The organism is Allobosea sp. MMO-172 (genome assembly GCF_037147855.1).
GTDB lineage: Bacteria > Pseudomonadota > Alphaproteobacteria > Rhizobiales > Beijerinckiaceae > Allobosea.
The window spans coordinates 47,773-70,446 of record NZ_JBBCUM010000015.1; the positions used below are offsets into that span (position 1 = coordinate 47,773).

22 protein-coding genes and 1 tRNA gene are annotated in these 22,674 nt (G+C 67.3%); 11 read left to right on the forward strand and 12 right to left on the reverse strand.

Features of this window, described 5'->3' with window-relative positions:
* Positions 1-27: 27 nt before the first annotated feature.
* Entirely contained in the window at positions 28-576 is a 549-nt protein-coding gene (locus WFK61_RS20345) for a GcrA family cell cycle regulator (RefSeq protein ID WP_336813899.1), read from the reverse strand.
* Between the two features lie 544 nt (positions 577-1,120).
* Here WFK61_RS20345 and WFK61_RS20350 point away from each other — a divergent pair.
* From WFK61_RS20350 to WFK61_RS20360, 3 genes are read left to right on the forward strand one after another with little or no spacing between them, the layout of a single operon-like run.
* Positions 1,121-2,341 (forward strand): aspartate aminotransferase family protein, encoded by a 1,221-nt coding sequence (locus tag WFK61_RS20350; protein ID WP_336813900.1) that lies wholly within the window; start codon positions 1,121-1,123, stop codon positions 2,339-2,341.
* A gap of 44 nt (positions 2,342-2,385) precedes the next feature.
* Positions 2,386-3,309 carry an ornithine carbamoyltransferase gene (argF, locus tag WFK61_RS20355; RefSeq protein ID WP_257733096.1) on the forward strand — a complete coding sequence of 308 codons (924 nt, stop codon included), beginning with the start codon at positions 2,386-2,388 and terminating at the stop codon, positions 3,307-3,309.
* Entirely contained in the window at positions 3,309-4,313 is a 1,005-nt protein-coding gene (locus tag WFK61_RS20360; protein ID WP_336813901.1) for an Hsp33 family molecular chaperone, read from the forward strand. The genes argF and WFK61_RS20360 overlap by 1 nt, the downstream gene beginning before the upstream one ends.
* A gap of 55 nt (positions 4,314-4,368) precedes the next feature.
* On the opposite strand, the gene argE is transcribed toward WFK61_RS20360, so the two are convergent.
* Positions 4,369-5,547 (reverse strand): acetylornithine deacetylase, encoded by a 1,179-nt coding sequence (gene argE / locus WFK61_RS20365; RefSeq protein WP_336813902.1) that lies wholly within the window; start codon positions 5,545-5,547, stop codon positions 4,369-4,371.
* Positions 5,544-5,936, reverse strand: a complete 393-nt coding sequence (gene apaG, locus WFK61_RS20370; protein WP_336813903.1) for a Co2+/Mg2+ efflux protein ApaG — start codon at positions 5,934-5,936, stop codon at positions 5,544-5,546. The genes argE and apaG overlap by 4 nt, the downstream gene beginning before the upstream one ends.
* Before the next feature lie 194 nt (positions 5,937-6,130).
* On the opposite strand from apaG, the gene WFK61_RS20375 reads away from it, so the two are divergent.
* Together WFK61_RS20375 and WFK61_RS20380 are read left to right on the forward strand one after the other, a co-directional pair.
* Complete coding sequence (locus WFK61_RS20375) at positions 6,131-7,219, forward strand: 2'-deoxycytidine 5'-triphosphate deaminase (protein ID WP_336813904.1); 1,089 nt, start codon at positions 6,131-6,133, stop codon at positions 7,217-7,219.
* Between the two features lie 115 nt (positions 7,220-7,334).
* Positions 7,335-7,409: transfer RNA gene (locus tag WFK61_RS20380), tRNA-Gly, on the forward strand.
* Between the two features lie 15 nt (positions 7,410-7,424).
* On the opposite strand, the gene WFK61_RS20385 is transcribed toward WFK61_RS20380, so the two are convergent.
* Positions 7,425-7,757 carry a hypothetical protein gene (locus WFK61_RS20385; protein ID WP_336813905.1) on the reverse strand — a complete coding sequence of 111 codons (333 nt, stop codon included), beginning with the start codon at positions 7,755-7,757 and terminating at the stop codon, positions 7,425-7,427.
* 94 nt (positions 7,758-7,851) lie between these two features.
* Positions 7,852-9,669, reverse strand: coding sequence for a methyl-accepting chemotaxis protein (locus tag WFK61_RS20390; RefSeq protein ID WP_336813906.1), 1,818 nt, complete (start codon positions 9,667-9,669; stop codon positions 7,852-7,854).
* A gap of 428 nt (positions 9,670-10,097) precedes the next feature.
* Between WFK61_RS20390 and WFK61_RS20395 the strand changes: the two genes are divergently transcribed.
* From WFK61_RS20395 to WFK61_RS20410, 4 genes are all read left to right on the forward strand, one after another.
* Complete coding sequence (locus WFK61_RS20395; RefSeq protein ID WP_336813907.1) at positions 10,098-11,360, forward strand: GGDEF domain-containing protein; 1,263 nt, start codon at positions 10,098-10,100, stop codon at positions 11,358-11,360.
* Positions 11,361-11,486: 126 nt separating this feature from the next.
* Positions 11,487-11,936: a hypothetical protein gene (locus WFK61_RS20400; RefSeq protein ID WP_336813908.1), complete on the forward strand. Its 450-nt coding sequence runs from the start codon at positions 11,487-11,489 to the stop codon at positions 11,934-11,936.
* 99 nt (positions 11,937-12,035) lie between these two features.
* Complete coding sequence (locus WFK61_RS20405; RefSeq protein WP_336813979.1) at positions 12,036-13,034, forward strand: MraY family glycosyltransferase; 999 nt, start codon at positions 12,036-12,038, stop codon at positions 13,032-13,034.
* Positions 13,027-13,956 carry an NAD-dependent epimerase/dehydratase family protein gene (locus tag WFK61_RS20410; protein WP_336813909.1) on the forward strand — a complete coding sequence of 310 codons (930 nt, stop codon included), beginning with the start codon at positions 13,027-13,029 and terminating at the stop codon, positions 13,954-13,956. The genes WFK61_RS20405 and WFK61_RS20410 overlap by 8 nt, the downstream gene beginning before the upstream one ends.
* Here WFK61_RS20410 and WFK61_RS20415 read toward each other — a convergent pair.
* The 3 genes from WFK61_RS20415 to WFK61_RS20425 all read right to left on the reverse strand — a co-directional run bounded on the left by WFK61_RS20415 (position 13,880) and on the right by WFK61_RS20425 (position 18,248).
* Entirely contained in the window at positions 13,880-15,844 is a 1,965-nt protein-coding gene (locus WFK61_RS20415) for a nucleoside-diphosphate sugar epimerase/dehydratase (RefSeq protein ID WP_336813910.1), read from the reverse strand. The two genes, WFK61_RS20410 and WFK61_RS20415, sit on opposite strands and share 77 nt — an antisense overlap.
* Before the next feature lie 151 nt (positions 15,845-15,995).
* Positions 15,996-16,592 carry a TetR/AcrR family transcriptional regulator gene (locus WFK61_RS20420; RefSeq protein ID WP_336813911.1) on the reverse strand — a complete coding sequence of 199 codons (597 nt, stop codon included), beginning with the start codon at positions 16,590-16,592 and terminating at the stop codon, positions 15,996-15,998.
* Between the two features lie 174 nt (positions 16,593-16,766).
* Positions 16,767-18,248, reverse strand: coding sequence for a cobyric acid synthase (locus WFK61_RS20425; RefSeq protein ID WP_336813912.1), 1,482 nt, complete (start codon positions 18,246-18,248; stop codon positions 16,767-16,769).
* On the opposite strand from WFK61_RS20425, the gene WFK61_RS20430 reads away from it, so the two are divergent.
* Entirely contained in the window at positions 18,247-18,453 is a 207-nt protein-coding gene (locus WFK61_RS20430; protein ID WP_336813913.1) for a hypothetical protein, read from the forward strand. The genes WFK61_RS20425 and WFK61_RS20430 overlap by 2 nt on opposite strands.
* A gap of 144 nt (positions 18,454-18,597) precedes the next feature.
* Positions 18,598-19,746 (forward strand): aminotransferase, encoded by a 1,149-nt coding sequence (locus WFK61_RS20435; RefSeq protein ID WP_336813914.1) that lies wholly within the window; start codon positions 18,598-18,600, stop codon positions 19,744-19,746.
* Positions 19,747-19,764: 18 nt separating this feature from the next.
* Here the strand turns inward: WFK61_RS20435 and WFK61_RS20440 are convergent, their stop codons facing one another.
* From WFK61_RS20440 to WFK61_RS20455, 4 genes are all read right to left on the reverse strand, one after another.
* Positions 19,765-21,123: a coiled-coil domain-containing protein gene (locus WFK61_RS20440; protein WP_336813915.1), complete on the reverse strand. Its 1,359-nt coding sequence runs from the start codon at positions 21,121-21,123 to the stop codon at positions 19,765-19,767.
* Between the two features lie 109 nt (positions 21,124-21,232).
* Positions 21,233-21,583: a RidA family protein gene (locus tag WFK61_RS20445; protein WP_257733118.1), complete on the reverse strand. Its 351-nt coding sequence runs from the start codon at positions 21,581-21,583 to the stop codon at positions 21,233-21,235.
* A 117-nt stretch (positions 21,584-21,700) separates the two neighbouring features.
* Complete coding sequence (locus WFK61_RS20450) at positions 21,701-22,147, reverse strand: YqaA family protein (protein ID WP_336813916.1); 447 nt, start codon at positions 22,145-22,147, stop codon at positions 21,701-21,703.
* The gene (locus tag WFK61_RS20455; RefSeq protein WP_336813917.1) at positions 22,147-22,674 is read right to left on the reverse strand and encodes a DUF1697 domain-containing protein; all 528 of its coding nucleotides are present in this window, start codon (positions 22,672-22,674) and stop codon (positions 22,147-22,149) included. Before WFK61_RS20455 ends, WFK61_RS20450 begins: the two co-directional genes overlap by 1 nt.

The window sequence follows — 22,674 nt, forward strand, 5'->3', positions numbered from 1 at the left end:
TTCTTTGTTCGATGCTCCGCAACCCGATCAGGCCCGGACCTTGCTCCGGTCGCGCCGGCGGTCGGCGGCGGGCTGGTAGGCGATGCGGGCGTGGTGGCTGCAATAGGGCAGGCCGGTCTGCGAGCGCGCGCCGCAGAAGCGGAATTCGGGGGTCGTCGGGTCGCCCATCGGCCAACGGCACATATACTCGCGCAGGTCCATGATGGTGACGCGCTCGGAGAACGGGATCACCACGTCCTCGGAGGGCAGCGGCGCGGCTTCGACTTCGATCTCCGCCTCGGGGGCGAAGTCGGGCGCCAGCGCATGGGCGCCACGCGTCGGGGTGGGGGCCGCGCCGGCCATCGGATGGCTCGGCGAGCGGGCCGGCGCCTTGCGCGGGGCGCTGTTGCGCGGCGCGGCGGGCTGGGCTGCGCTCTTGGCCCGGCCCGAAAGGCCAAGACGGTGCACCTTGCCGATCACCGCGTTGCGCGTGACGTTCCCCAGCTCGGCGGCGATCTGGCTGGCGCTCAGCCCGTCGCTCCAGAGCTTCTTGAGCTGCTCGACGCGCTCTTCCGTCCATGCTCCGGCTTCGTTCATCCGCATCACCTGTCTTGTCCGGCTGGTCCCTCGCGGGTCCTGCCTTTAAGGGCGCTTCGTGACGGAATCCGGGACCGGCGGCTTTGTCGCAGGGACAAGGCCGTTGCTGCCGCAACAGACGGTACAGGAGGCGCCGCACGAAATGTCGTATCTGACGAAGCCGACCATACAAGCTGCGGTGACTCGCGAACAAGAGTCGGCGAATCCCAATTCGGCTTTTCCCCAGACGATTCGCGATTGAACGGTCAAGCGAATCCTTTCGGCAACACTGTCCCTGCGGCACTGAATTGACAGTCGCGACCGCCTTAAGCATATTTATCCACAAGGTGACGCCGCCCCGCTCGGGCGGCGCTTATGTTTGGCGGATCAAGGTTCCGACGATGCGGATGACGGCGCGACGAGAGATCAGGAGCTGGGTGCGACGATAACGTCGTCACCGGGTCTTATCGTGGCTGCATGCCTGCAGCATCCATCCCGGATCGTCGTTCTCCGTTCAGCGCCAATCCGTTTCTCACCCCGTCCCCCTCGCGAGGATCTTCGTCTCATGGCTCCCGCCCCTGTTTCCGCCAGCCAGTCCGTGCTCGTCCCGACCTATGCCCGCGCCCCCGTTGCCTTCGAGCGCGGCGAAGGCCCCTGGGCGATCACGGCGGACGGCACGCGTTATCTCGATTTCGGCGCCGGCATCGCGGTCAACGCGCTCGGCCATGCCCATCCGCATCTCGTCAAGACGCTGACCGAGCAGGCCGGCAAGATCTGGCACACCTCGAACCTCTATGGCGCGCCGGATGGCGAACGGCTGGCCCGCCGTCTCTGTGAGGCGACCTTCGCCGAGCGCGTCTTCTTCACCAATTCGGGCGCCGAAGCGAACGAGTGCGCCATCAAGATGGCGCGGAAATACCATGCCGCGAAGGGCCATCCCGAGCGTTACCGCATCATCACCTTCGAGGGCGCCTTCCACGGCCGGACACTGGCGACCATCGCGGCCGGCGGCCAGCAGAAATACATCGACGGCTTCGGCCCCAAGGTCGACGGCTTCGACCAGGCGCCCTTCGACGACGAGAAGGCGCTGCGCGCCGCGATCACGCCGGAAACCGCCGCGCTGATGATCGAGCCGATCCAGGGCGAGGGCGGTCTGCGCTCCGTGCCGGCCCGCTTCCTCAAGCTCTTGCGCGAGCTCTGCGACGAGCAGGGCCTGATGCTGATCTTCGACGAGATCCAGACCGGCGTCGGCCGCACCGGCAAGTTCTTCGCCCATGAGAAATACGGCGTTGCGCCTGACATCATGTCGATCGCCAAGGGCATCGGCGGCGGCTTCCCGATGGGCGCCTGCCTTGCGACCGAAGAGGCGGCCTCGGGCATGACGCTTGGCACCCATGGCACTACCTTCGGCGGCAACCCGCTCGCCATGGCGGTCGGCAATGCCGTGCTCGATGTCGTGCTCGCGCCCGGCTTCATCGAGAATGTCGGCCAGATCGCTCTTCGCCTGAAGCAGTCGCTGGCCGAGCTCAAGGACAAGCATCCCGAGGTCATCGCCGAGATCCGTGGCGAGGGCCTGATGCTCGGCCTCAAGCTTCACACGCTCAACACCGATTTCGTCAACGAGGCCCGCGCCCACGGCCTGCTCGTCGTCGGTGCCGGCGACAATGTCGTGCGCCTGCTGCCGCCGCTGATCATCACCGAGGCCGATGTCGCCGAAGCCGTGTCGCGCCTCGACAAGGCGGCGTCCGGCATCGAGGCCACGCTGAAGCGCCCGGCCGCCGAATAAGTTCATCCGCAAGCCCCACACCAGCGAAGCGTAAGGAAGCGCCCGTGACGCGCCATTTCCTCGATCTCTCCGATTTCTCCGGCAGCGAGCTGCGCGCGATCCTGCGCACGGGCGAGGAGATCAAGGCGCGACGCCGTACCCCCGCCGCCGCCGGGGACCGCCTGCTCGAAGGCAAGGTCGTCGCCACGATCTTCGAGCAGCCGTCCCTGCGCACGCGCGTTTCCTTCGATGTCGGCATCCGTGAGCTCGGCGGTTCGCCGATGATGGTTGCCGGCCATGAGATCGAGCTCGGCGAGCGCGAGACCATCGCGGATACCGCCCGCGTGCTCTCGCGCTATGTCGACGCGATCATGATCCGCATTCTCGACCACGACTCGCTGGTCGAGATGGCGAAATACGCCACCGTCCCGGTGATCAACGGCCTGACCAAGCGCCAGCATCCCTGCCAGGTCATGGCCGATGTCATGACCTTCGAGCAGCGCAAGGGTGCGATCGAGGGCAAGCGCATCGCCTGGACCGGCGACACCAACAACGTGCTGACCTCCTGGGTCCATGCTGCCGGCCGGCTCGATTTCGAATTGTCCGTCGCAACGCCCGAGGAGCTGGCACCCCCGCCGGCCCTGATCGCCTGGGCCAAGAAGCAGGGTGCCAGGATCAAGCTGACCCACCGTCCCGAAGAGGCGGTCGAGGGCGCCGATTGCGTCATTACCGATTGCTGGGTCTCGATGGGCGACGACGATGAGGGCACCCGTCACAACCTCCTGCGACCCTATCAGGTCGATGACAGGCTGATGGAGCGCGCCGAGAAGGACGCGATCTTCATGCATTGCCTGCCGGCCTCGCGCGGCGAGGAGGTCACGGACGCGATCATGGACGGCCCGCAATCGGCTGTCTTCGACGAGGCCGAGAACCGCCTGCACGCGCAGAAGGGCATTCTTGCCTGGTGCTTCGGCGGAGTGGCGGCCTGATGGCCGTGGACGACACCATCGACACCGCCGGGCTCGACGATCGGGTCATCCCCTTCGCCGTGCCCGATCTCGACGTGCGCGGCCGCGTCGTGCGGCTGGGCGCCTCGATCGATACGATCCTCGATCGCCACGGCTACCCCGAGCCCGTCTCGCGCGTGCTCGGCGAGGCGGCAGCGCTCACCGTCCTGCTCGGTACGGCGCTCAAGTTCGAGGGCCGCTTTCAGCTCCAGACCAAGAGCGACGGCGCCATCCCGATGATGGTCGTGGACTTCAACGCGCCGGATAATTTCCGCGCGGTCGCCCATATCGACGAGGCCAAGCTGGTCGAGGCGATCGCGCTCGACAAGGTTTCGACCGGGGAATTGCTCGGCGAAGGCCATCTCGCCATGACCGTCGACCAGGGCTCGGCGACGACGCGCTACCAGGGCATCGTGCCGCTGAAGCGCCAGAGCCTCGAAGAGGTCGCGCATCAGTATTTCCGCCAGTCCGAGCAGATCCCGACGCGGGTTCGCCTCGGTGTCGGCACCGTCACGACGGGTGGGCGTCCGCAATGGCGCGCCGGCGGCATCCTCGTGCAGTTCATGCCGCATTCGCCGGACCGCCTGCGCGCGGCCGATATCCATCCCGGCGACGTGCCTGAAGGTCACGAGATTCTCGCCAACCCCGACCCGGACGGCATTGCCGACGATGCCTGGATGGAGGCGCGCTCGCTGGTCGAGACGGTCGAGGATCACGAACTGCTCGACCCGACGCTGGAGAGCGAGCGCCTGCTCTATCGCCTGTTCCACGAGCGCGGCGCCCGCGTCTTCGAGCCGGTCACCGTGCACGAGGCCTGCCGCTGCTCGCGCGAGCGCGTGCTCTCGATGCTGCGCGGCTTCGCGCCCGAGGATCGCAAGGCGATGATCGCCGATGACGGCAAGCTCGGCGTCACCTGCGAATTCTGCTCGCGGCGCTATTCCTTCGATCCGGCCGAGGTCGAGGACGGGCAGGCGGCGGGGCAGTAGCCAACTCGTCATCCTCGGGCGCCGCGAAGCGGCGACCCGAGCATGACAACAGCCTTTAGCCCACCTGGCACTCCGCCATCAGCTTGCGCATGAAGGCCTCGCCGGCCGCCAATTGCTCCAGCGTGATGTATTCGTCCGGCTGATGCGCCTGGTCGATCGAGCCGGGGCCGCAGACCACGGTCGGAAGCCCCGCCTGCTGGAAATGCCCGGCTTCGGTCGCATAGGCGACGGCGATCGTGTGGTTACGGCCGGAGAGCCGCATCGCGAGCCGCTCGGCCTCCGAGCCCGGATCGGGCGCCAGTCCCGGCACGTCCGAGGTCATCTGCGTCTCGATCGCGGAGCTCGGCGCGGTCGAGCGCATCCGTGCCAGCACTTTGTCGGCCACCTTCGCGAAGCGCGCCGGGCCGGCCTCGGGATCGGAACTCGGGACCGTCCGGATCTCCCAGAGGATCTCGCTGCGGTCGGCGAGGATATTGCGGGCGATACCGCCATGGAAGGTGCCGATATGGACGGTGTCATAGGGCGGGTCGAAGCGGCCGCTCGTGTCCGGCCGCTGCTTGGCGTCCTCCGCCATGTGGTCGAGCTCGGCCGCGAGCAGCGCGCCGGCATGGACGGCGCTGGCGCCGAGCTGCGGCTTGGAGGAATGCGCCGCAAAGCCCTTCACCACCGTCTGGAAGGTCCTGACCCCCTTATGGGCGTCGCAGATATCGAGCATGGTCGGCTCGCCGACGATGACGGCGCGCGGCCGCGGCAGGGTCTTGCCCATGGCATTGATGCCGTCGACCACGCCGAGGCAGGTCACCTCCTCGTCATAGGACAGGAAGAGATGGATCGGCGTCTTCAGGTTCGCCGCCAGGAAATCCGGCACCAGCGCCAGCCCGAGCGCGAGGAAGGCCTTCATGTCGACGGCGCCGCGGCCATAGGCCTTGCCATCCGCGACATGCAGCGTGAACGGGTCGCGGCTCCAGGCCTGGCCCGCCACCGGCACGACATCGGTATGGCCGGAGAGGACGATGCCGCCGCGATCCTGCGGACCCACCGTCGCGAACAGGGCGGCCTTGTCGCCGGTCGCGTTCGGGAAGCGCAGGGAGGAGACGCCCCAGCCCGTGAGATAGTCCTCGACGAAGTCGAGCAGGGCCAGATTGGACTTGTCGCTCACCGTGTCGAAGGCGACGAGGCGGGCGAGCATTTCGAGCGGCGTGTAGCGCTGCCCGGCTGGAGCGGAGGCGGTCAATGCAGAACCTTCTTCACATAGGGGGAATCGAGCGGGAAGAGCGGCACTTCGACATCGAAGATCGTGCCGTTCTCGTCCTGCATGGCATAGAATCCGTGCATCGAGCCGTCAGGCGTCGTCAGCGGGCAGCCCGAGGTGTAGTTGAAGCTCTCGCCCGGCCGCAGCACCGGCTGCTTGCCGACGACTCCTTCGCCGCGCACTTCATGGACCTCGCCGCGCCCGTCGGTGATGAACCAGTGGCGGGTCATCAACTGCACGGTCTGCGTCGAGAGATTCACGATCTCGATCGCATAGGCCCAGAAATAGCGGCTCTGCGCATGCGAGGATTCCGCATCCATGAAACTCGGCGCCGCGGTCACGCGCACGCCATGCGTCTGGGCCTGATACATCGAAGGCTCCGCTTCGTTCGGTCGCGGCCTTGCCGCCGTGATGTGTTACCGGCCGGCCGGCGCCAGCGTCAATGTGGTGCTGCGGCGATTCTGGCGTGGACAACCCCTTGGCCCGTGCATGCCCCGCTGCCGCCATGCTTGGCCTTCAAGGCCTCGTTCGCTAGCTATGACCGATTGTCCCCTGCGGAACGCGCATGCTGACCTTCAAGCCCGGCATCCAGCCCGACAGCTCCATCCGCGCCTTCATAGAGGCGGGAGCGATCACGCTCGCGCGGCCGCCGGCCGAGGGGCAGATCCAGCCGGCGAGCCTCGATCTGCGCCTGGGCGCACGCGCCTATCGCGTCCGCGCCTCGTTCCTGCCTGGCCCGGAGCGCACGGTGCGCAGCCGCATCGAGGATCTCTCGCTCCACGAGATCGACCTGACGCAGTGCGCGGTGCTCGAAACTGACTGCGTCTACATCGCCGAACTGATGGAAGGCCTGCGCCTGCCCAAGGGCCTGCGCGCCGCCGCCAACCCGAAGAGCTCGACCGGCCGGCTCGATGTCTTCACTCGCGTCATCACTGATCGCGCCCGCGAGTTCGATCTGGTCGAGGACGGCTATGACGGCCCGCTTTTCATCGAGATTTCGCCGCGCACCTTCCCGGTTCTGGTCCGCTCCGGTTCGCGGCTCTCGCAGATCCGTTTCCGCGCTGGCGAGACACGGCTCGACGACCGCGCCCTCGGCGAGATTCATGCCCGCGAGACGCTGGTCAGCGCGGCCGAGCCCTCCTTCCAGGGCGGTGTCGCCGTTAGCGTCGATCTTTCCGGTTTCGACGGCCTGCTCGGCTATCGCGGCAAGCATCACACCGCTCTGATCGATGTCGATCGCGTCGGCGCTTATCGCGCCGCCGATTTCTGGGAGCCGATCCATGACGACGGCTCGGGCAGCATGATCCTCGATCCCGGCCAGTTCTACATCCTCGCCTCCAAGGAAGCGGTGCATGTCCCGCCGGATTATGCCGCCGAGATGACGCCTTTCGACGCGCTGGTCGGCGAATTCCGCGTCCACTATGCCGGCTTCTTCGATCCCGGCTTCGGCCATCGTGCCGCCGGTGGCCAGGGTGCGCGGGCCGTGCTCGAAGTCCGCTCCCGCGACGTGCCCTTCATCATCGAGGACGGCCAGATCGTCGGCCGCCTGGTCTATGAGACCATGGCAGGCCGCCCGGAAGCGCTTTACGGCGCCGATCTCAAGTCCAACTATCAGGGCCAGGCCCTGAAGCTCTCGAAGCACTTCAAGGGCTGAGCGAACGCCCGCTCTAGTCCTCTCGCGATCGCCAGCGATTCCCGGATGACACTTGGGCGCGGACCCGCTATGAACGCGGGCCTGCCGCGCGTTGCTTCGCCAGCGTGAAGGGCATGCGGGCGTAGTTCAGTGGTAGAACGTCAGCTTCCCAAGCTGAATGTCGTCGGTTCGATCCCGATCGCCCGCTCCAAACTTCCTCGAAACTTCAGCTTGTTGTCGAACCGTGGCCTGCGGGTGCCGGCGCGGTCGCGCCCGCCATCGCCTGAGCTGCCTTCGCGCCGTCGATCACGACCGGTGTCCAGCCGCGTTCAGGCGATTTCAGCCAGTCGGCGATATGCTCGAAGATGATGCGCTGGAAGGGCTGGACCGGCTGCCCGCTCTGCTCGGCGACCGCGATGATCCGGCCGAGTTCGTCGGCGAAGTCACGCTTGATCTCGCTGCCGAGCCGGTTCTCCAGATGCTTGAACAGGATGCCGAACAGGCTGATCTGGGCGCTGGCCAGCCCGGCGATGCAAGTGCTGAGGTCGTCTTGCTTCATGGCATGGGTCTCGTCTTGGCTGGGGGCATGCCGCCGCCATCGTGGCTTCACGGCATGTTCCTGGGTCGAAGGGAACAGGGCTCGGCGGCTGGCGTCAGAATTCCGCCCAGTCGTCGCGGCCGCTGTTCATCGCGCGCAGCACCCGGCGTTGCAGCCGGGCGGGCGCGGTCGGCGCCGGCTCCGCCGCCGCCTGTGGCGACCGCGCGAGGGTGGCATTCTCGGCCTGGGAACCCAGGCGCTCCGCGGGAATCTGGAAGGAGGTGACGAGCGTCTGGAGGCGTCTGGCCGAATCCTCCAGCGAACCGGCGACACCCTGGCTCTGCTCGACCATCGTGGCATTCTGCTGCGTCATCTCGTCGAGATGGGCCACGACCTTGGCGACCTCCTCGATCCCGTTCGCCTGTTCCTGTGAGGCGATCGAGATATCGGCGAGCGCGGCGGAGACTTGTCCCGACGACCGCATGATCTCGGTCAGGGCGGTGCCCGCTTCCTGGACCAGCTTCACGCCGGCCGAGACCTCTTCCGCCGAATCGGTGATCAGCTTCTTGATGTCGTTGGCCGAATCGCTGGAGCGCTGCGCCAGCGCCCTGACCTCCGAAGCGACCACGGCGAAGCCGCGGCCCGCTTCTCCGGCGCGCGCCGCCTCGACGGCGGCGTTGAGCGCGAGAAGGTTGGTCTGGAAGGCGATCGTATCAATGACGTTGATGATGTCGGCGATATTGGCGGAGGCGCGCTCGATGCGCTCCATCGCGGCGATGGCGGCGCTGACGATGTCGCCGCCGCGGTTGGCGATCGCATTGGCGGTTTCGCCGAGCACCGTCGCGTCCTGTGCCCGCGCGGCGCTCTGCTTGACCGAGGCGGCAAGCTCCTCGGTCGTCGCAGCTGTCTCTTCGAGGCTGCTGGCCTGTTCCTCGGTCCGCTGGGCGAGGTTGCGGCTGTCGCGGTTGATCGCCGAGGAGCCGCTGGCGAGCTTGTCGGAGATGTCGGCCGTCGTCGTCACGACTTCGCAAAGGGTTTCGATCAGCGCGTTCACGCCCTCGCAGAGATTGCGCAGGTCGCCGGCCTTGCCGGTCATGTCGATGCGCGGATGGAGGTTCTTCTGCTTGGCGGCGGCGACGACCTGCTGCGTTTCCGCGACCGTGCGCTGCAGAGCGTCCTGCTCGCGGCGGCGCTCCGTGATGTCGGAGGCGAATTTCACGACCTTGTAGGGCCGGCCTGCCGAATCGAGGATCGGATTATAGGTGGCCTGGATCCAGATCTGGTGCCCGCCCTTGCCGATTCGCAGATACTGCCCCTCGTCGTATTCGCCGCGGGCGAGCTTCGACCAGAAACGCTTGTAATCCTCGGAGACATGCTGCTCGCTTGCGACGAAGAGCCGGTGATGGCGACCCTTGATCTCGTCGAGCCGGTAGCCGACGGCGCGCAGGAAATTGTCGTTCGCGTCGAGAATGGTGCCGTCGAGGTCGAACTCGATGACGGCCTGCGATTTGCGGATCGCCGCGATCTGCGCTTCGGAATTGGCGATCTCGGCCTTCTGCGCCGTGATATCGGTCGCGAATTTCACGATCTTCACCGGCTTGCCGCCGCGCCCCAGCACCGGGGCGTAGATCGCCTGCAGCCAGAGCGGCGTGCCGTTCTTGCCGATGCGCAGGAACTGGCCCTCCTGCGGCTCGCCCTGGCGCAACGCGTTCCAGAAGGCCGTGTAGTCAGACGCCTCGGCCATGTTCTGCGGCAGGAAGATCGTGTGATGGCGTCCGGTTATCTCCGCCAGCTGATAGCCGGTTGCCGTAAGGAAATTGGCATTGGCGAAGAGGATCTTGCCCTGGATGTCGAACTCGATCACCGCCTGGGATCGATGGATCGCCGCGATCTGTGCGGAAGCGCTGTCACTGCTGAAGAGGTTGAAAGCCATTGTCCGTCCCTGACGCGATGCGACGTAGGGCAGGAAAGCTCTGGCCAAGTTAAATAACGAGCCGGCGCGTCCAATGGGGTGGTCAACGATTTCGTAACCATCGTGAACGGCCGGACAAAAATTTACGAAATACACGCGCCTGTCGAGGAGAAACCGGCAAATTTTCTAGATATGATCTCAGTTCGGTGGGAAATTCTGTCGTGGTGGATTAACCCGTTAATGGGTGTTGCCGAATCGTTAACAAGCTGGACAAAGATTTATTGTCGTTTGATAACTGTAAGATACTATCGATCGACCTGATTGGGAGCCTCTATTCTGCCGGATAAGGTGAAATGCTGAGCGCAGCGCTCTGGGAAGATGAAGATTTCGCGCAACTGAAGGTTGAGATTTCAACTTTGAGCGGCAGTGTTCCGGCGCCGGTGCGCGCTATGGTAGCGAGCACCGTCAAGCATTTCGCCGTTGAGTTGGTGGACGATCTCTGGGGCGACCTGACCCGCCATGTGCGGGTCCAGGCCCTGTTCGACGATGACGTCATCGCCAGGCGGTTCCGGGCGGCCCTGTCGCAATGGCTCGTCGATATCTTCCCCAAGGACGCGATCGACGCCTCGGCCTTCCTCATGCGCCAGTCCGAGATCGGGTCGACACATGCCCGCATCCAGATCCCGACGGCGCTGAGCATGCTCGCGGCACGCGTGCTCAAGCGCGGCATCTATAACAGCCTCAAGCACACGCGCCTGTCGCGCGACGAGTTCGTGCAGGCGGCGCTCTACGTGTCCGGAGTCATCGATGTGGCGACCGCTGCGATAGCCGCCGCCCATATCAGCGGGCTCGACCGCAACCTGCGGGCCGAGGAAGCGCTGCGACAGGTCTCGATCGATCACGATTTCCGCGCTGAACGGGAGAAGCAGAAGGCCTCGCTGGCCGAATGGGCGCAGGCCGTGTTCTTCGGCTCCCAGATGGGCGGCGAGGCGGATGGGGTCCTGCCGCTCAGCCAGTCGGAATTCGGCCTGTGGTTCTCCCATCGGGCGAATCTGCTGTTCGGCCGCTCCGCCGAGTACGCGTCGATCGCTCGCCTCGTCACCCAGGCCGACGACCATGTCCGGCGGTTGCGCGAGCCGGGCGGGGCTTCCGGCGGTCAGGAGCATCTCAGGGAGATCAGGCTGATCGCCAGCCAGATCAACAGCCTCCTGAGCATCCTGTTCAGCCATTCCTTCGACGTCGGCAGCGCCAGGGATCCGCTGTCGCGGCTGCTGAACCGGCGCTATCTCCGCGCCGCGATCTCGCGCGAGGTCGCGTTGCGGCGCCGGACCAGTCGGCCCTTCTCGATGATCATGCTGGAGATCTCGCAATTCGACGGCCTGCGTGCGCGCCTCGGTGAGGCCGGGGCCGACACGGTCGTCCAGCAGACCGCCGCCATGCTGCTCAACGCGGTGCGCTCCAGCGATACCGTGTTCAGCATGGGCCGGGAGACCTTCCTGATCATCCGCGTCGGGACCGATGCCAAGGAAGCCGCGGCGTTCGCCCGCAGCATCGTCGAGAGCTACGCGGCGACCCATTTCTCGATCGATGGCCAGACGGTGCTGAAGAACAGCCTCGGCGTCGGCGTCATCGAATATGACGGCCACCCGGACCCGCGCCGGCTCGTCGACCAGGTCGCCAACGCCCTGCGCAACGAGAAGGGCGGGAAGTGACCTCAAGGCGTGGCGATAGCGCCGCGCCTCTCCGCTCTTCCGGCAATCCTGCTCGCAGCGCGGGATCGAATCCGCGTTTCGCGGGTTGATCCCGCGACGCCGCCGGTTCGGCGCAAGGAGCAGGACATGATCACGATCAGGCAGACAGCCACCACCATCGCCGCCGTTCTGATGCTGGCTTCGCCGGCCATGGCACAGCAGCGCTCGCTCGGGCCCTCGACGGGGACCGTGCGGCTCGAGCAGGTTCAGGCGGGCTTCATCGCCTCCGGCGAGGCCGGCGGCGGAACCTTGCGCTATCGCGGCCGCTCTTATCCGGTCACGGTGGGCGGGCTCGGCATCGGCTCGATCGGCGCGGCGCGCTCGGTAGCCTCGGGCACCGTCTACGGGCTGCACCGCGTTTCGGATTTCGCCGGGCCTTACGTCCAGCTCAAGGAAGGCTGGGCGGTCGGCGATGCCGGCCGTGGCACGACGTGGCTGCGCAACGACAAGGGCGTGACGCTCAAGCTCGCCACCCGCCGCCAGGGTCTGCAGCTTCAGCTCGGCGCCGATGGCGTGCTGATCGGTTTCCGCAACTAGCCGCACGCGTTCTGCGCGAAATGAGGCGGGTTAGCCTCTAGGCTTTTGCATCGCCTCGACTATGGTGCGGGCACTTTGGAAAACGTGCTCCACTCCCTGATGATCTGCGCCGCCGCCGCCGTTCTGGCGGCGGTGCTCTGCGTGGTCCTGCGTCCGCTGCTGCTGCGCTACGCGCTGGCGCGGCCGAATGCGCGCTCCAGCCACAGGATCCCGACCCCGCAGGGCGGCGGCATCGCCGTTCTCGCCGGCACCTTCGTCGCGCTGGGCGCGGCACTCTGGCTCGCTCCGGTCGAGGGCGAGGCGACCCGCGCCACACTCGTGCTCGCCCTGGCCGTGACGGGGCTCGGCATCGTCGGCGCCTGGGACGATATCCGGCCCCTGCCGGCCAGCGTCCGGCTCGTCTTGCAGGCGGCCTGCGTCGGTTTCGTGCTGTTTCGCGCGGCGCCGGAGCTGCGCCTCTTCCCGGAGTTTCTGCCCCTGTCGGTCGAGCGCGCTCTCGCGCTTCTCGCCGGGGTCTGGTTCGTCAACCTCGTCAATTTCATGGACGGGCTCGACTGGATCACGGTGGCCGGGATGGTGCCGTTGACGGCTGCCTTGGCACTGGCCGGCATGACGGGAGCGATCGACCCGGTGACCGGCTGGCTCGCCGCCGCCCTCTGCGGCGGCCTCCTCGGCTTCGCGCCCTTCAACAGGCCGGTGGCGCGCCTCTTCCTCGGCGATGTCGGCTCGCTGCCGATCGGGCTCGTCACCGCCTATCTGCTCTATCGGCTCGCCGGTACCGGCGCCTTTGCCGCCGCGCTGATCCTGCCGCTCTACCACATCGCGGATGCGACGATCACGCTGCTGGGGCGCCTCGCCCGTGGCGAGAAGGTCTGGGAGGCGCATCGCTCGCATTTCTACCAGCAGGCGACGACGAACGGCTTCGGCGTGATGGCGGTGGTGGGCCGCGTCGCCCTGCTCAATCTCGCACTGGCCGCGATCGCAGGCGCTTCGCTGGTCTGGCCGGCTCTCCCCGTCCAGTTTGCCTGCCTGGCTGGAGCGGCCCTGCTCACCGGCCTGCTGTTGCGCCGCTTCGCGACCGGCCCGCGCCATGGCTGAGGCACGCATCCTCGTCACCGGTGCGAGCGGCTTCGTCGGGCCGCACGTCGTCGCGGCATTGATCGCGGCGGGCTATCGTCCCCGCCTCGCCCAGCGCGGCCCGCATCCGGTCCCGGCCGGCGCGGAGGCGGTCGTGACCGGCGATCTCTCGACGCACACCGACTGGCGCGCCGCGCTGGAGGGCGTCGACCATGTCGTGCACATGGCCGGCCTCGCCCATGCCGGGCCGGGGCTCGACGAGGCGCTCTATCGCCGCATCAACACCGAGGCGACGCTGGAGCTTGCCCGCGCCGCCGCGGACGCAGGCGTCCGCCGCTTCGTCTACCTCTCATCGATCAAGGCGCTGACCGACGCCTTCGACGGCCCGCCGCTGCGCGAGGATATGGAGCCCGCGCCCGGCGACGCCTATGGCCGCTCGAAGCTCGCCGCGGAACAGGGCCTTGCCGCGCTCGATCTCGACTGGGTCGCGCTGCGCCCGGTCCTGATCTACGGGCCGGGCGTGAAGGCCAATATGGCGGCGTTGCTCAAGCTTGCGCGCCTGCCCGTGCCGCTGCCTCTGGGCGGGCTGAAGGCGCCGCGCTCGCTGCTGGCCGTCGCGAATCTGGCCAGCGCCATCCTGTTCGCGCTGACGCCGGCTTGCCCGGCGCGGCAGAGCTATGCGCTATCCGACCCCGAGCCGATCAGCGTCTCGGAGATGCTCGCCGCGATGCGCGCGGGTCTGGGCCGCGGCCCCGGCCTGTTGCCCGTCCCCGAGCCCTGGCTGCGCCAGCTGGCGCGCCTCGCAGGCCGCGAGGAGACCTTCCAGAAGCTGGCGGGGAGCCTCGTCGCCCGGCCGGACCGGCTGCTCAGTGCTGGCTGGCAGCCGCAGGCAGAGACGAAGACGGCTCTGGCGCGTCTGGCCGCTTCTGGTCGCGCAGGCTGAAATCCGGGATCGCCTCGTCGAGCACGGCATTGGCCGCCGCCTGGTCATTGGCCTTCACGGCAGCCTGGAGCTGCGTCAGCCAGACTTCGATCCGGGCGCGGCCGGCGAAGATCGGCTTGGCGGCCATCACGCCGTCGAGCCCGGTTTCCGCCATCGGCTCGTCGCGGGCGAACAGGATTTCGTTCAGGCGCTCGCCCGGCCGGACGCCGGAGACGATGATCTCGATATCCTCGCCCGGCTCGAAGCCAGCGAGGCGTATCATCCGCTCGGCCAGGTCCATGATCCGCATCGGCTGGCCCATCTTGAGCACATAGACCGCGGCGCGGTCGGCCTCCGCATCGCCTGCGCGGGCATGCGTGGCGGCGGTCAGCACGAGGTCGCAGGCCTCGCGGATCGTCATGAAATAGCGGATCATCTCCGGGCTGGTCACCGTGACCGGGCCACCGCGGGCGATCTGCGCCTTGAACTTCGGCACCACCGAACCGGCCGAGCCCAGCACATTGCCGAAACGCACCGCGACGAGGCGGATGCCCGAATCCGCGGCGACCAGCTCGGCATCGCGCGATTGCGCATAGATCTCGGCAAAGCGCTTGGTCGCGCCCAGCATCGAGACGGGTTCGATCGCCTTGTCGGTCGAGATCATCACGAAGGTGCGGGTGCCGGCCGCGACGGCGGCGTCGATGACGTTCACCGAGCCGAAGATATTGGTCTTGATGCCCTCGCTCCAGTCGGCCTCCAGATAGGGCACATGCTTCAGCGCCGCCGCATGGACGACGATGTCGGGCTTGAAGGCGGCGAAGAGCGGCATGATGCGCTCGCGGTCGCGCACATCGGCCAGCACGCCGGAGACGGCGGTGTCCGGCGCCTGAACGGAGAGCTGCTCGCTGATCTGGAACAGCGCTGGTTCCGAGCTTTCGACGACGAGCAGTTCGGCCGCGCCGAAGGCGGCGCAGCGCAGGCAGATCTCGGAGCCGATCGAGCCGCCGCCGCCGGTGACGATGACGCGCTTGCCCTTGAGGAATGCGCCGAGCCGTTCGCGATCGATGGTCGCCGTCGAGCGCACCAGCAGGTCTTCGATCTCGAGCGGCGCGACTTCCGTGTCGCGCACGCCTTCGCCAAGGCTGTCGATCCGCGAGATCGGCAGGGCGAGCTTGCGCGTGCGCGCCAGCCATTTTTCCGGCTGTGCCTCCGGCAGCAGGGCGGAGGGTGTGGCGACGATCCGGCGGAAGGCCTCGCCACGCTCGATCGCTTCGCCGGCGATCCGCTCGATATCCCCGAGCAGCCCGAGCACCGGCACGCCACGGATCAGCTGGCCGAGGTCGTCCGCGCGTGGCGACAGGATGCCGGCGGGCCTGAGGCGCCGCATCGTGCCGGCCTCCATCGCGCGGATCACCATCTCGATCTCGACCCCGCGCCCGAGCAGCAGCGCCGGCAGATTGGCCTCACGCACGGCGGTGGTGCGGGTGCGCGCATATTTGAAGTAGCGATAGGCGAGCCGCGGCCCGCCGAGCAGGGCGATCTGCACCAGCCAGTAGAGCGCGATCGAGATCTTGCCGAAATAGAAGGCGCCGTAGAAGCTCGGCGAGATCAGCACGTAATCGAGAGCGAGCAGCGAGACCGTCAGGACGGAGACCGCCTTGACGATATTGGACAGGTCCGGCAGCGAGGCGAAGCGCCATTTCGAGCGGTAGAGCGAGAAGAACCAGTAGACCAGCCCGGCATAGGCGACGAAGAACGGCAGGAAGCGCGGCAGGTAGCGCATATGCTCGACGAGCAGCGCGCCCTCGAACCGCACGACGAAAACGAGCCAGATCGCCAGCGCCGTGACCGCGAGGTCATGCAGGACGACGGCGAGCTTCTTGAGATTCTGTTTGGGCGGGCTGGCCATGTCCGGGCGGTATCCCGCTCCCTCGGCGGCTTGTCAACGCACGAGCGCATCGGCCCGAAGAGTGAAACGCGGTTTGCGGAGAAGCCGATGCGAAATCAGAAACGAGGAGTATCGGGCTGAAGACGCGGCCCGATACGCCAGCGGCGGTCGCTCACCGGGCCTGCGGCCTGGCTTCCAGCGCGCTGAGGATGAAGGCGATCATCTCGTCCGAGTTCGGCCCGGGAATGCACTCGCATTGCGTGATCAGCAGCGGGTGCATGAAGCGGATCATCGCCGTGCGGATGCAGCCGGTGGCATGGGCCGGCTCCATCGGCCGGAACTCGCCCCGCGCGATGCCGTCGGCGACCACGCGACGCAGCACCACGTCGAAGCGCTCGATATGGGCGATGATCGCGTCCCAGCTCTCCTCCATCGCGGCGCAGACCATCTCCTGCATCCGGGCATGGCCGGCGAAACGGGCGGCGTTCAGCCGGTAGGAGGTGGCGAGGATGTCGCGCAGCCGCTCGGTGGCGGGCCGGTCCTCGTCGGCGATGGTGGCGATCGCCTCTTCCTGCTCGCGCTTGTAGCGCTCGAGCACGGCTTCGTTGATCGACTTCTTCGAATCGAAGAAGCGATAGACGTTGGCAGGGCTCATCCGCAGGGATTTGGCGATGTCCGCCACGGTCGTCTTCTGGTACCCGATGTCGCGGAAGAAGCGCTCGGCGGTGTCGACGATGATCTGCCTGGTATCGCGTTCGGGGTTACTCACGGCGTCGCCGGTTGGGTTGTTTCAAACGAAAGCGGTGAAGAATTGATCGTTATGACGAATTTCGTCATTCGTCAACATAATGGCGAATAAAGACTTTTGCCTTGATGTGCATCAATCCCTTACAGCTGCTTCGCTTGGGGAACCCGCCAGAGGGATCGAGGTTCCCCGGATCGCCTAACCGGCGAGAGGTCGCATCCGGGCAAGTTTGAGCAGCGTTTCCGTATCGAAATGCCGTTCAAGATGCGTCGCGAGCGCATCCAGGGTCGCCTCGACAGCGTCCTCGTATTGCAGTTCTGACCCGTGCCGCTCGCCGTCCATGGCCGCCAGCCAGGCGCCGCGCACCGCGTCCGAAGCAAAGACGCCATGCAGATAGCTGCCAGCGACCCGCCCATCCGGGCTCGCGGCGCCCTCTGCCCGGCCTTCGACCCGGAACGGAGCGCGGATCGTGTCAGTGCCTTCCGTGCGGCCGAGATGGATTTCATAGGCCCGGCCCTCGGTCGAGCTGGCCGCATCGATGAAACCGACTTCGCGCACGGTCTTGTCGGTGTCGAGCGTGGTCTCGACATCGAGCAAGCCCAGGCCCGGCGCCTCTCCCGGGGGGCCTTCCAGCCCGAGCGGATCGCGCACGACGCGCCCGAGCATCTGGTAGCCGCCGCAGAGCCCGAGCACGCGCCCGCCCCTGCGGCGATGGGCGAGGATATCGATGTCCCAACCCTCCCGCCGCAGCGCCGCGAGGTCGCGCAGCGTCGTCTTGGAGCCCGGCAGGATGACGAGATCGGCATCGCCCGGCAGCGGCTGCCCCGGCCCGATCATGGCGAGGTCGACATCAGGTTCCAGCTTGAGCGGATCGAGATCGTCGAAATTGGCGATGCCCGGCAAGACCGGAACGGCGATCCTGATGCGGGCTCCGGCTTTGCGTCCCGAATGGATATCGAGCCCGTCCTCGGCCGGTAGCCTGACCGCATCCGCAAACCAGGGCACGACGCCAAGACCGGGCCAGCCCGTTGCCGCCGCGATGGTCGCGACGCCGGGCGTGAACAGTTCGACATTGCCCCGGAAGCGGTTGATCGCGAAGGCGCGGATCATCGCCCTGTCTTCCGGATCGAGCACCGCATGGGTGCCGACCAGGCTCGCGATCACGCCGCCGCGGTCGATATCGCCAACCAGCACGGCCGGGACGTTCGCCGCACGGGCGAAACCGAGATTGGCGATGTCGCGGGCGCGCAGGTTGGTCTCGGCCGGCGATCCCGCGCCCTCGACGATGACGAGATCGGCGCCTTCGCTCAGGCGCGCGAAGCTGTCGAGCACCTGCGGCATGAAATCCCCGCGCCGGGCGAAGTCGCGCGAGGCAAGCCGGCCGGCGACGCGGCCCTGCAGGATGATCTGGCTGCCCTGCTCGCCCTCGGGCTTGAGCAGCACGGGGTTCATGTCGGGATGGGGAGCGATGCGGGCAGCGCGGGCCTGAAGCGCCTGCGCCCGGCCGATCTCGCCGGCCTGGGTCGCCGCGGCATTGTTGGACATGTTCTGCGGCTTGAACGGACGCACCTTCAGGCCGCGATTCGCGAACAGCCGGCATAAGCCGGCGACGATCAGCGACTTCCCGACATTGGAGCCGGTGCCGAGGATCATGATCGCGGGGACGGGGGAGCGGGCCATGCGCCTGCTTAGCGCGGTTTTCGCGGGGGCGGAAACCGGCTGCGGCAATCTTCAGGCAAGGGCGCCGGGAGAGTTTGGCGCGGAGTTCGCGCGCCGGGAGATGGTTCGCAACCATCCTGACAAGGTTCGCCGGCCTTCTGCGGCATCCTGCTGCGCCAAAGGGGCGAAGTCGCATCAGGCGTCCGCCGAAGGCCGGCTGAACTGAATAAACACTGACCGCTGACGAATGTCAACATTCATCATTCGCTATTTATCGCGCCTCTCCGAGAACGATTGTCCATCGGATGCGCCGGCCGGCCCGGCATGCTAAAGCCACGGCTCCCGCCTTTGCCGAGCCGATCCGACCGCGATGAATCCGATCCTCTCCGCCCTCCCCACCACCGTCTTCGAGGTGATGTCGCAGCTCGCCCGCGAGACCGGGGCCGTGAATCTCGGGCAAGGCTTTCCGGATGACCCCGGCCCGCTCGATGTCCGCCGGAAGGCGGCCGAAGCGGTGGTCGACGGCTGGAACCAGTATCCGCCGATGATGGGCCTGCCGGAGCTGCGCGAGGCAGCGGCGAAGCACTACAAGCATTGGCAGGGGCTCGATCTCGATCCGGCGACGGAGGTCATGGTGACCTCGGGCGCGACCGAGGCGATCGCGGGCGCGCTGATGGCCCTAATCACGCCCGGCGACGAGGTCGTGCTGTTCGAGCCGATGTACGACGCCTATCTGCCGCTGGTGCGGCGCGCTGGCGGCATCCCGAAATTCGTGACGCTGACCCCGCCGCATTTCGGGCTGACCGAGGCGGCGCTGGCCAAGGCCTTCTCGCCGAAGACGAAGGTCGTGCTGTTCAACAATCCGCTGAACCCGACCGCCACGATCTTCGGCAAGACCGATCTCGACCTGCTCGCCGATTTCTGCGTTCGCCACGATGCGATCGCGATCTGCGACGAGGTCTGGGAGCATGTCGTCTTCGACGGGCACCGCCATGCCTCGGTGCTGGGACGGCCAGACATGCGCGAGCGCACCGTCAAGATCTCCTCGGCGGGCAAGATCTTCTCGCTGACCGGCTGGAAGGTCGGGCTCGTCATGGCGGCGCCGGCGATCATGCGCGTGCTGTCCAAGGCGCACCAGTTTCTCACCTTCACCACGCCGCCGAACCTGCAGGCCGCGGTCGCCTATGGTCTCGGCAAGGATGACGGCTATTACGAGTGCATGCGCGCCGATTTCCAGCGCTCGCGGGATCGTTTCGCGGCCGGCCTGCGCGATCTCGGCTTCGCGGTGCTGCCGAGCGCCGGCACCTATTTCCTCAATGTCGACATCGTTCCGCTCGGCGAGAGCGACGACGTCGATTTCTGCCGCAGGCTGGTGACCGAGAACGGCGTCGCCGCAATTCCCGTGAGCGCCTTCTATGCCGAGGGCGCGGTCAGGAATGTCGTCCGCTTCTGCTTCGCCAAGCGCGATGCGACGCTGGATGCGGCCCTGGAACGGCTGGCGGCACGCCGCCCGCGCTGAAGCCTCCGGCCGGCGGTTTCAGCCGGCGATCAGCTTGGCGGCTATTGCGCCGACGGCGCCAAGGCGCTTCTGCAGATCGACCGCGACCGCGCCGCCATTCGGCGCCTGCTTGGCGGCTTCGGTCGCCGTCATCAACTGGGCGAGCGCCTGCTGCGCCAAAGCCTTGTCCTTGTTGCGACGCGCCAGCTGGAGCATGGCTTCGGCCTGGTTGGCCCGCGTCTGTGCCCAGAGCAGCGGTGCGCGCTCCTGGCGATACTCTTCCAGCGCCGCGCCGAAGGCGGCGATCGCCTCCTCGATCACGACCGGCTCGCTGTAGCGCTCGCCCATGGCGGCAAGCACGCCGCCCATCTGGTCCTGCAATTCGGCCCAGCGCAGGGGATCGCGGCTGCGATCGGTCGCCTGCGAGACGCGGTTGAGCCCGTTGAAGGCGCGCTCCAGCAGGGAAAGGTCGCTGCGGCGCCGGCCGAGCGTGGCCCGGGCGCGGGAGATCATGTGCTCGGCTTCGAGCCAGCGGGCCTCGTCGTCGCTGCGCTTCCAGACGGCGAGCGCCGTGGCATAGGTCGCGACGGCTTCCTCCAGCAGGTTATCGTCCTTCTGCGAGACGCCGAGATTCACAGCGAGCCGGCCCAATCGCAGCTTCAGGGCACGCCAGAGCGCCGGTGCCTCGTCATGACGCAGATCCTCGATGCCCGCCCGGCAATGAACGAGGGCCTCGTCGAGCAGTTTGGGATCACCAGTCAGCGCGGCGAGCTTGTCGAGCGCCGAGGCCAGCGCTTCCTGCGCTCCGGCGAAGGCGATGGTGTCGGCGAGGCTGTCGAGCCCTTCGAGCAAACGGCGCAGCGCGGCGATCGAGCCGTCATAGCCTTCGCGGCCGCCGAAATCCTCGCTGAGCCGTGCCAGCACCTTCACCTGTTCGAGCGCGGTCTCCCGGCTGCGGTCCACATTTGCGAGGCCGATCAGGGCGGAGGCCTCGCCGTAACGGGCGGCGGCCTCGCGATAGGCCTCGGAGGTCGTGCGCAGGAAGCTGAGTGCTGCGCGGTCGGCGCGGTTCTCGCCGATCAGCAGCCGGCGTTCGAGCGGCAGGGCCGACAGGTCGCTGGAGCCGCCGATGGCATGCAGTTCGGCCTGGGCGAGGCTCTTGTCGGCCTCGGCGAAGCGGCCCTCGACGATGGCCGTTGCGGCTTCGCTGCGCAGGCGCTTGATCTCGGCATCGCCCAGCTGTGTCGCGAGGCGGTTCGACAGCGCGAGAAAATCGCTGGCCTTGCGGTCGAGCAGGCGTTCGCCCGGTAGCGTGGAGCCGGCGCGTCGCAGCCAATCCGCCATCATCGCCGCCATCGCCATCGGCGACAGGCCGCGGCGTCCGGCGACGCGTGCCAAGAGCGGAGCGATCTGGTCGGCTTGGCTGATGGTGGCCTCCCGCTCCGGTCTGGTTTGATCACTAGGGATAGCCGCGCACCCGTCCGGGCGCGCGGCGACCCCAATGGGCTTACTTCGCGGCGATGACCGCGATCTCGACCGTGAACTGCGGCGCGGCCAGCTTGGCCTCGACCGTGGCGCGGCCCGGCGTGGCGCCGGCAACGACCCACTTGTCCCAGACGGCGTTCATCTCGGCGAAGGTCGACATGTCGGAGAGCCAGATATTGACCATCAGCAGCTTGGTCTTGTCGGTGCCGGCCTCGGCCAGCAGGCCGTCGATGATGCCGAGGATGTCGGCGGTCTGCTCGCCGACGCTCTTGCCGGCAGCCTTGTCCGCGACCTGGCCGGCCAGATAGACGGTGTTGCCGTGCACGACGGCCTTGGACATGCGCGGGCCGACGCCGATACGCTGAATGCTCATAGTCTGATCTCCTTGAACGGACGCTTCGCTGGTAGCCCGGCCCGGCCGGTTTCGCAAACGATATGCGGCGACCCTAAGGGAAGAGCGCGCCGAAAATCATCCGCGAGCCCCGGAGGCTCAGGCGAAACTCGCCCAGCCTGCCCAGAGCGCCGCATAGCGACCGGCCTTGCCGATGAGGACGAGGATCGTGAAGCGCCAGAACGGGTAGTTCAGCGTGCCCGCCGCGAAGGTCAGGGGATCGCCGACGATCGGCACCCAGGCCAGCAGCAGGGAAGGCCAGCCGAAGCGGGCAAACAGGCCTTGCGCCTGGGTGAAGCGCTTCGGATCGGGGCGCAGGCGGGCCGGCAACCGGTCGACGCCATGCCGGGCGATCATCAGGCCAAGCCACCAGTTGAGGATCGAGCCGGCCGTGTTGGCGAGGCTCGCGGTCAGGAAGAGCGCGAGCGGATCGACGCTCTTCGCCGCCAGCAATCCGACGAACACGGCTTCCGACTGCGCCGGCAGCAGGGTCGCGGCGACGAAGGCTGCGAGCGCCATCGCGCCGAGAGAGGACAGGCCGGCCATCACGCGAGCATGGCCGCCAGCGCCTTGACCGTATTCGCGTTGCGCAACGTGCCGATGCCGAGCTTCCTGGTCGTCAGATGCGAGAGCAGCTTCGCCTCGTTCGGTTCGCCCGCGAAATCGATCCAGAGATCGCCGTCCCGCAGCGCGAGTCTCATGCCGGGCGCGGCAATAGGCTCCAGTTTGGCGAGGGTATCCGGGCCGAGAGGCGCACGCATGACGCGAATGCCGATATGGGCGCCGTTGCCATCCGGGAAGGGGTTCTGTGCGGCCAGTCGCAGCCAGGCCGGCGCCGTGCGCAGGATGATGTCGACAGGCTTGCCGAAGCGGGCTTGGAACGCAGCCTCCAGCCGGCCTTCGACCGCGGCGAGCGGTGCATCCTCGCCCTCGAAGATCAGGTTGCCGGTGGCGACCCAGGTTCGCGGATTGGCGAAGCCGAGCTCCGCCGCCATGGCCTTCAGATCGGCCATGACCAGTCGCTTGCCGGGACCGAGCACGATCGAGTGCAGCAGGGCGACATAGGTCGTCAT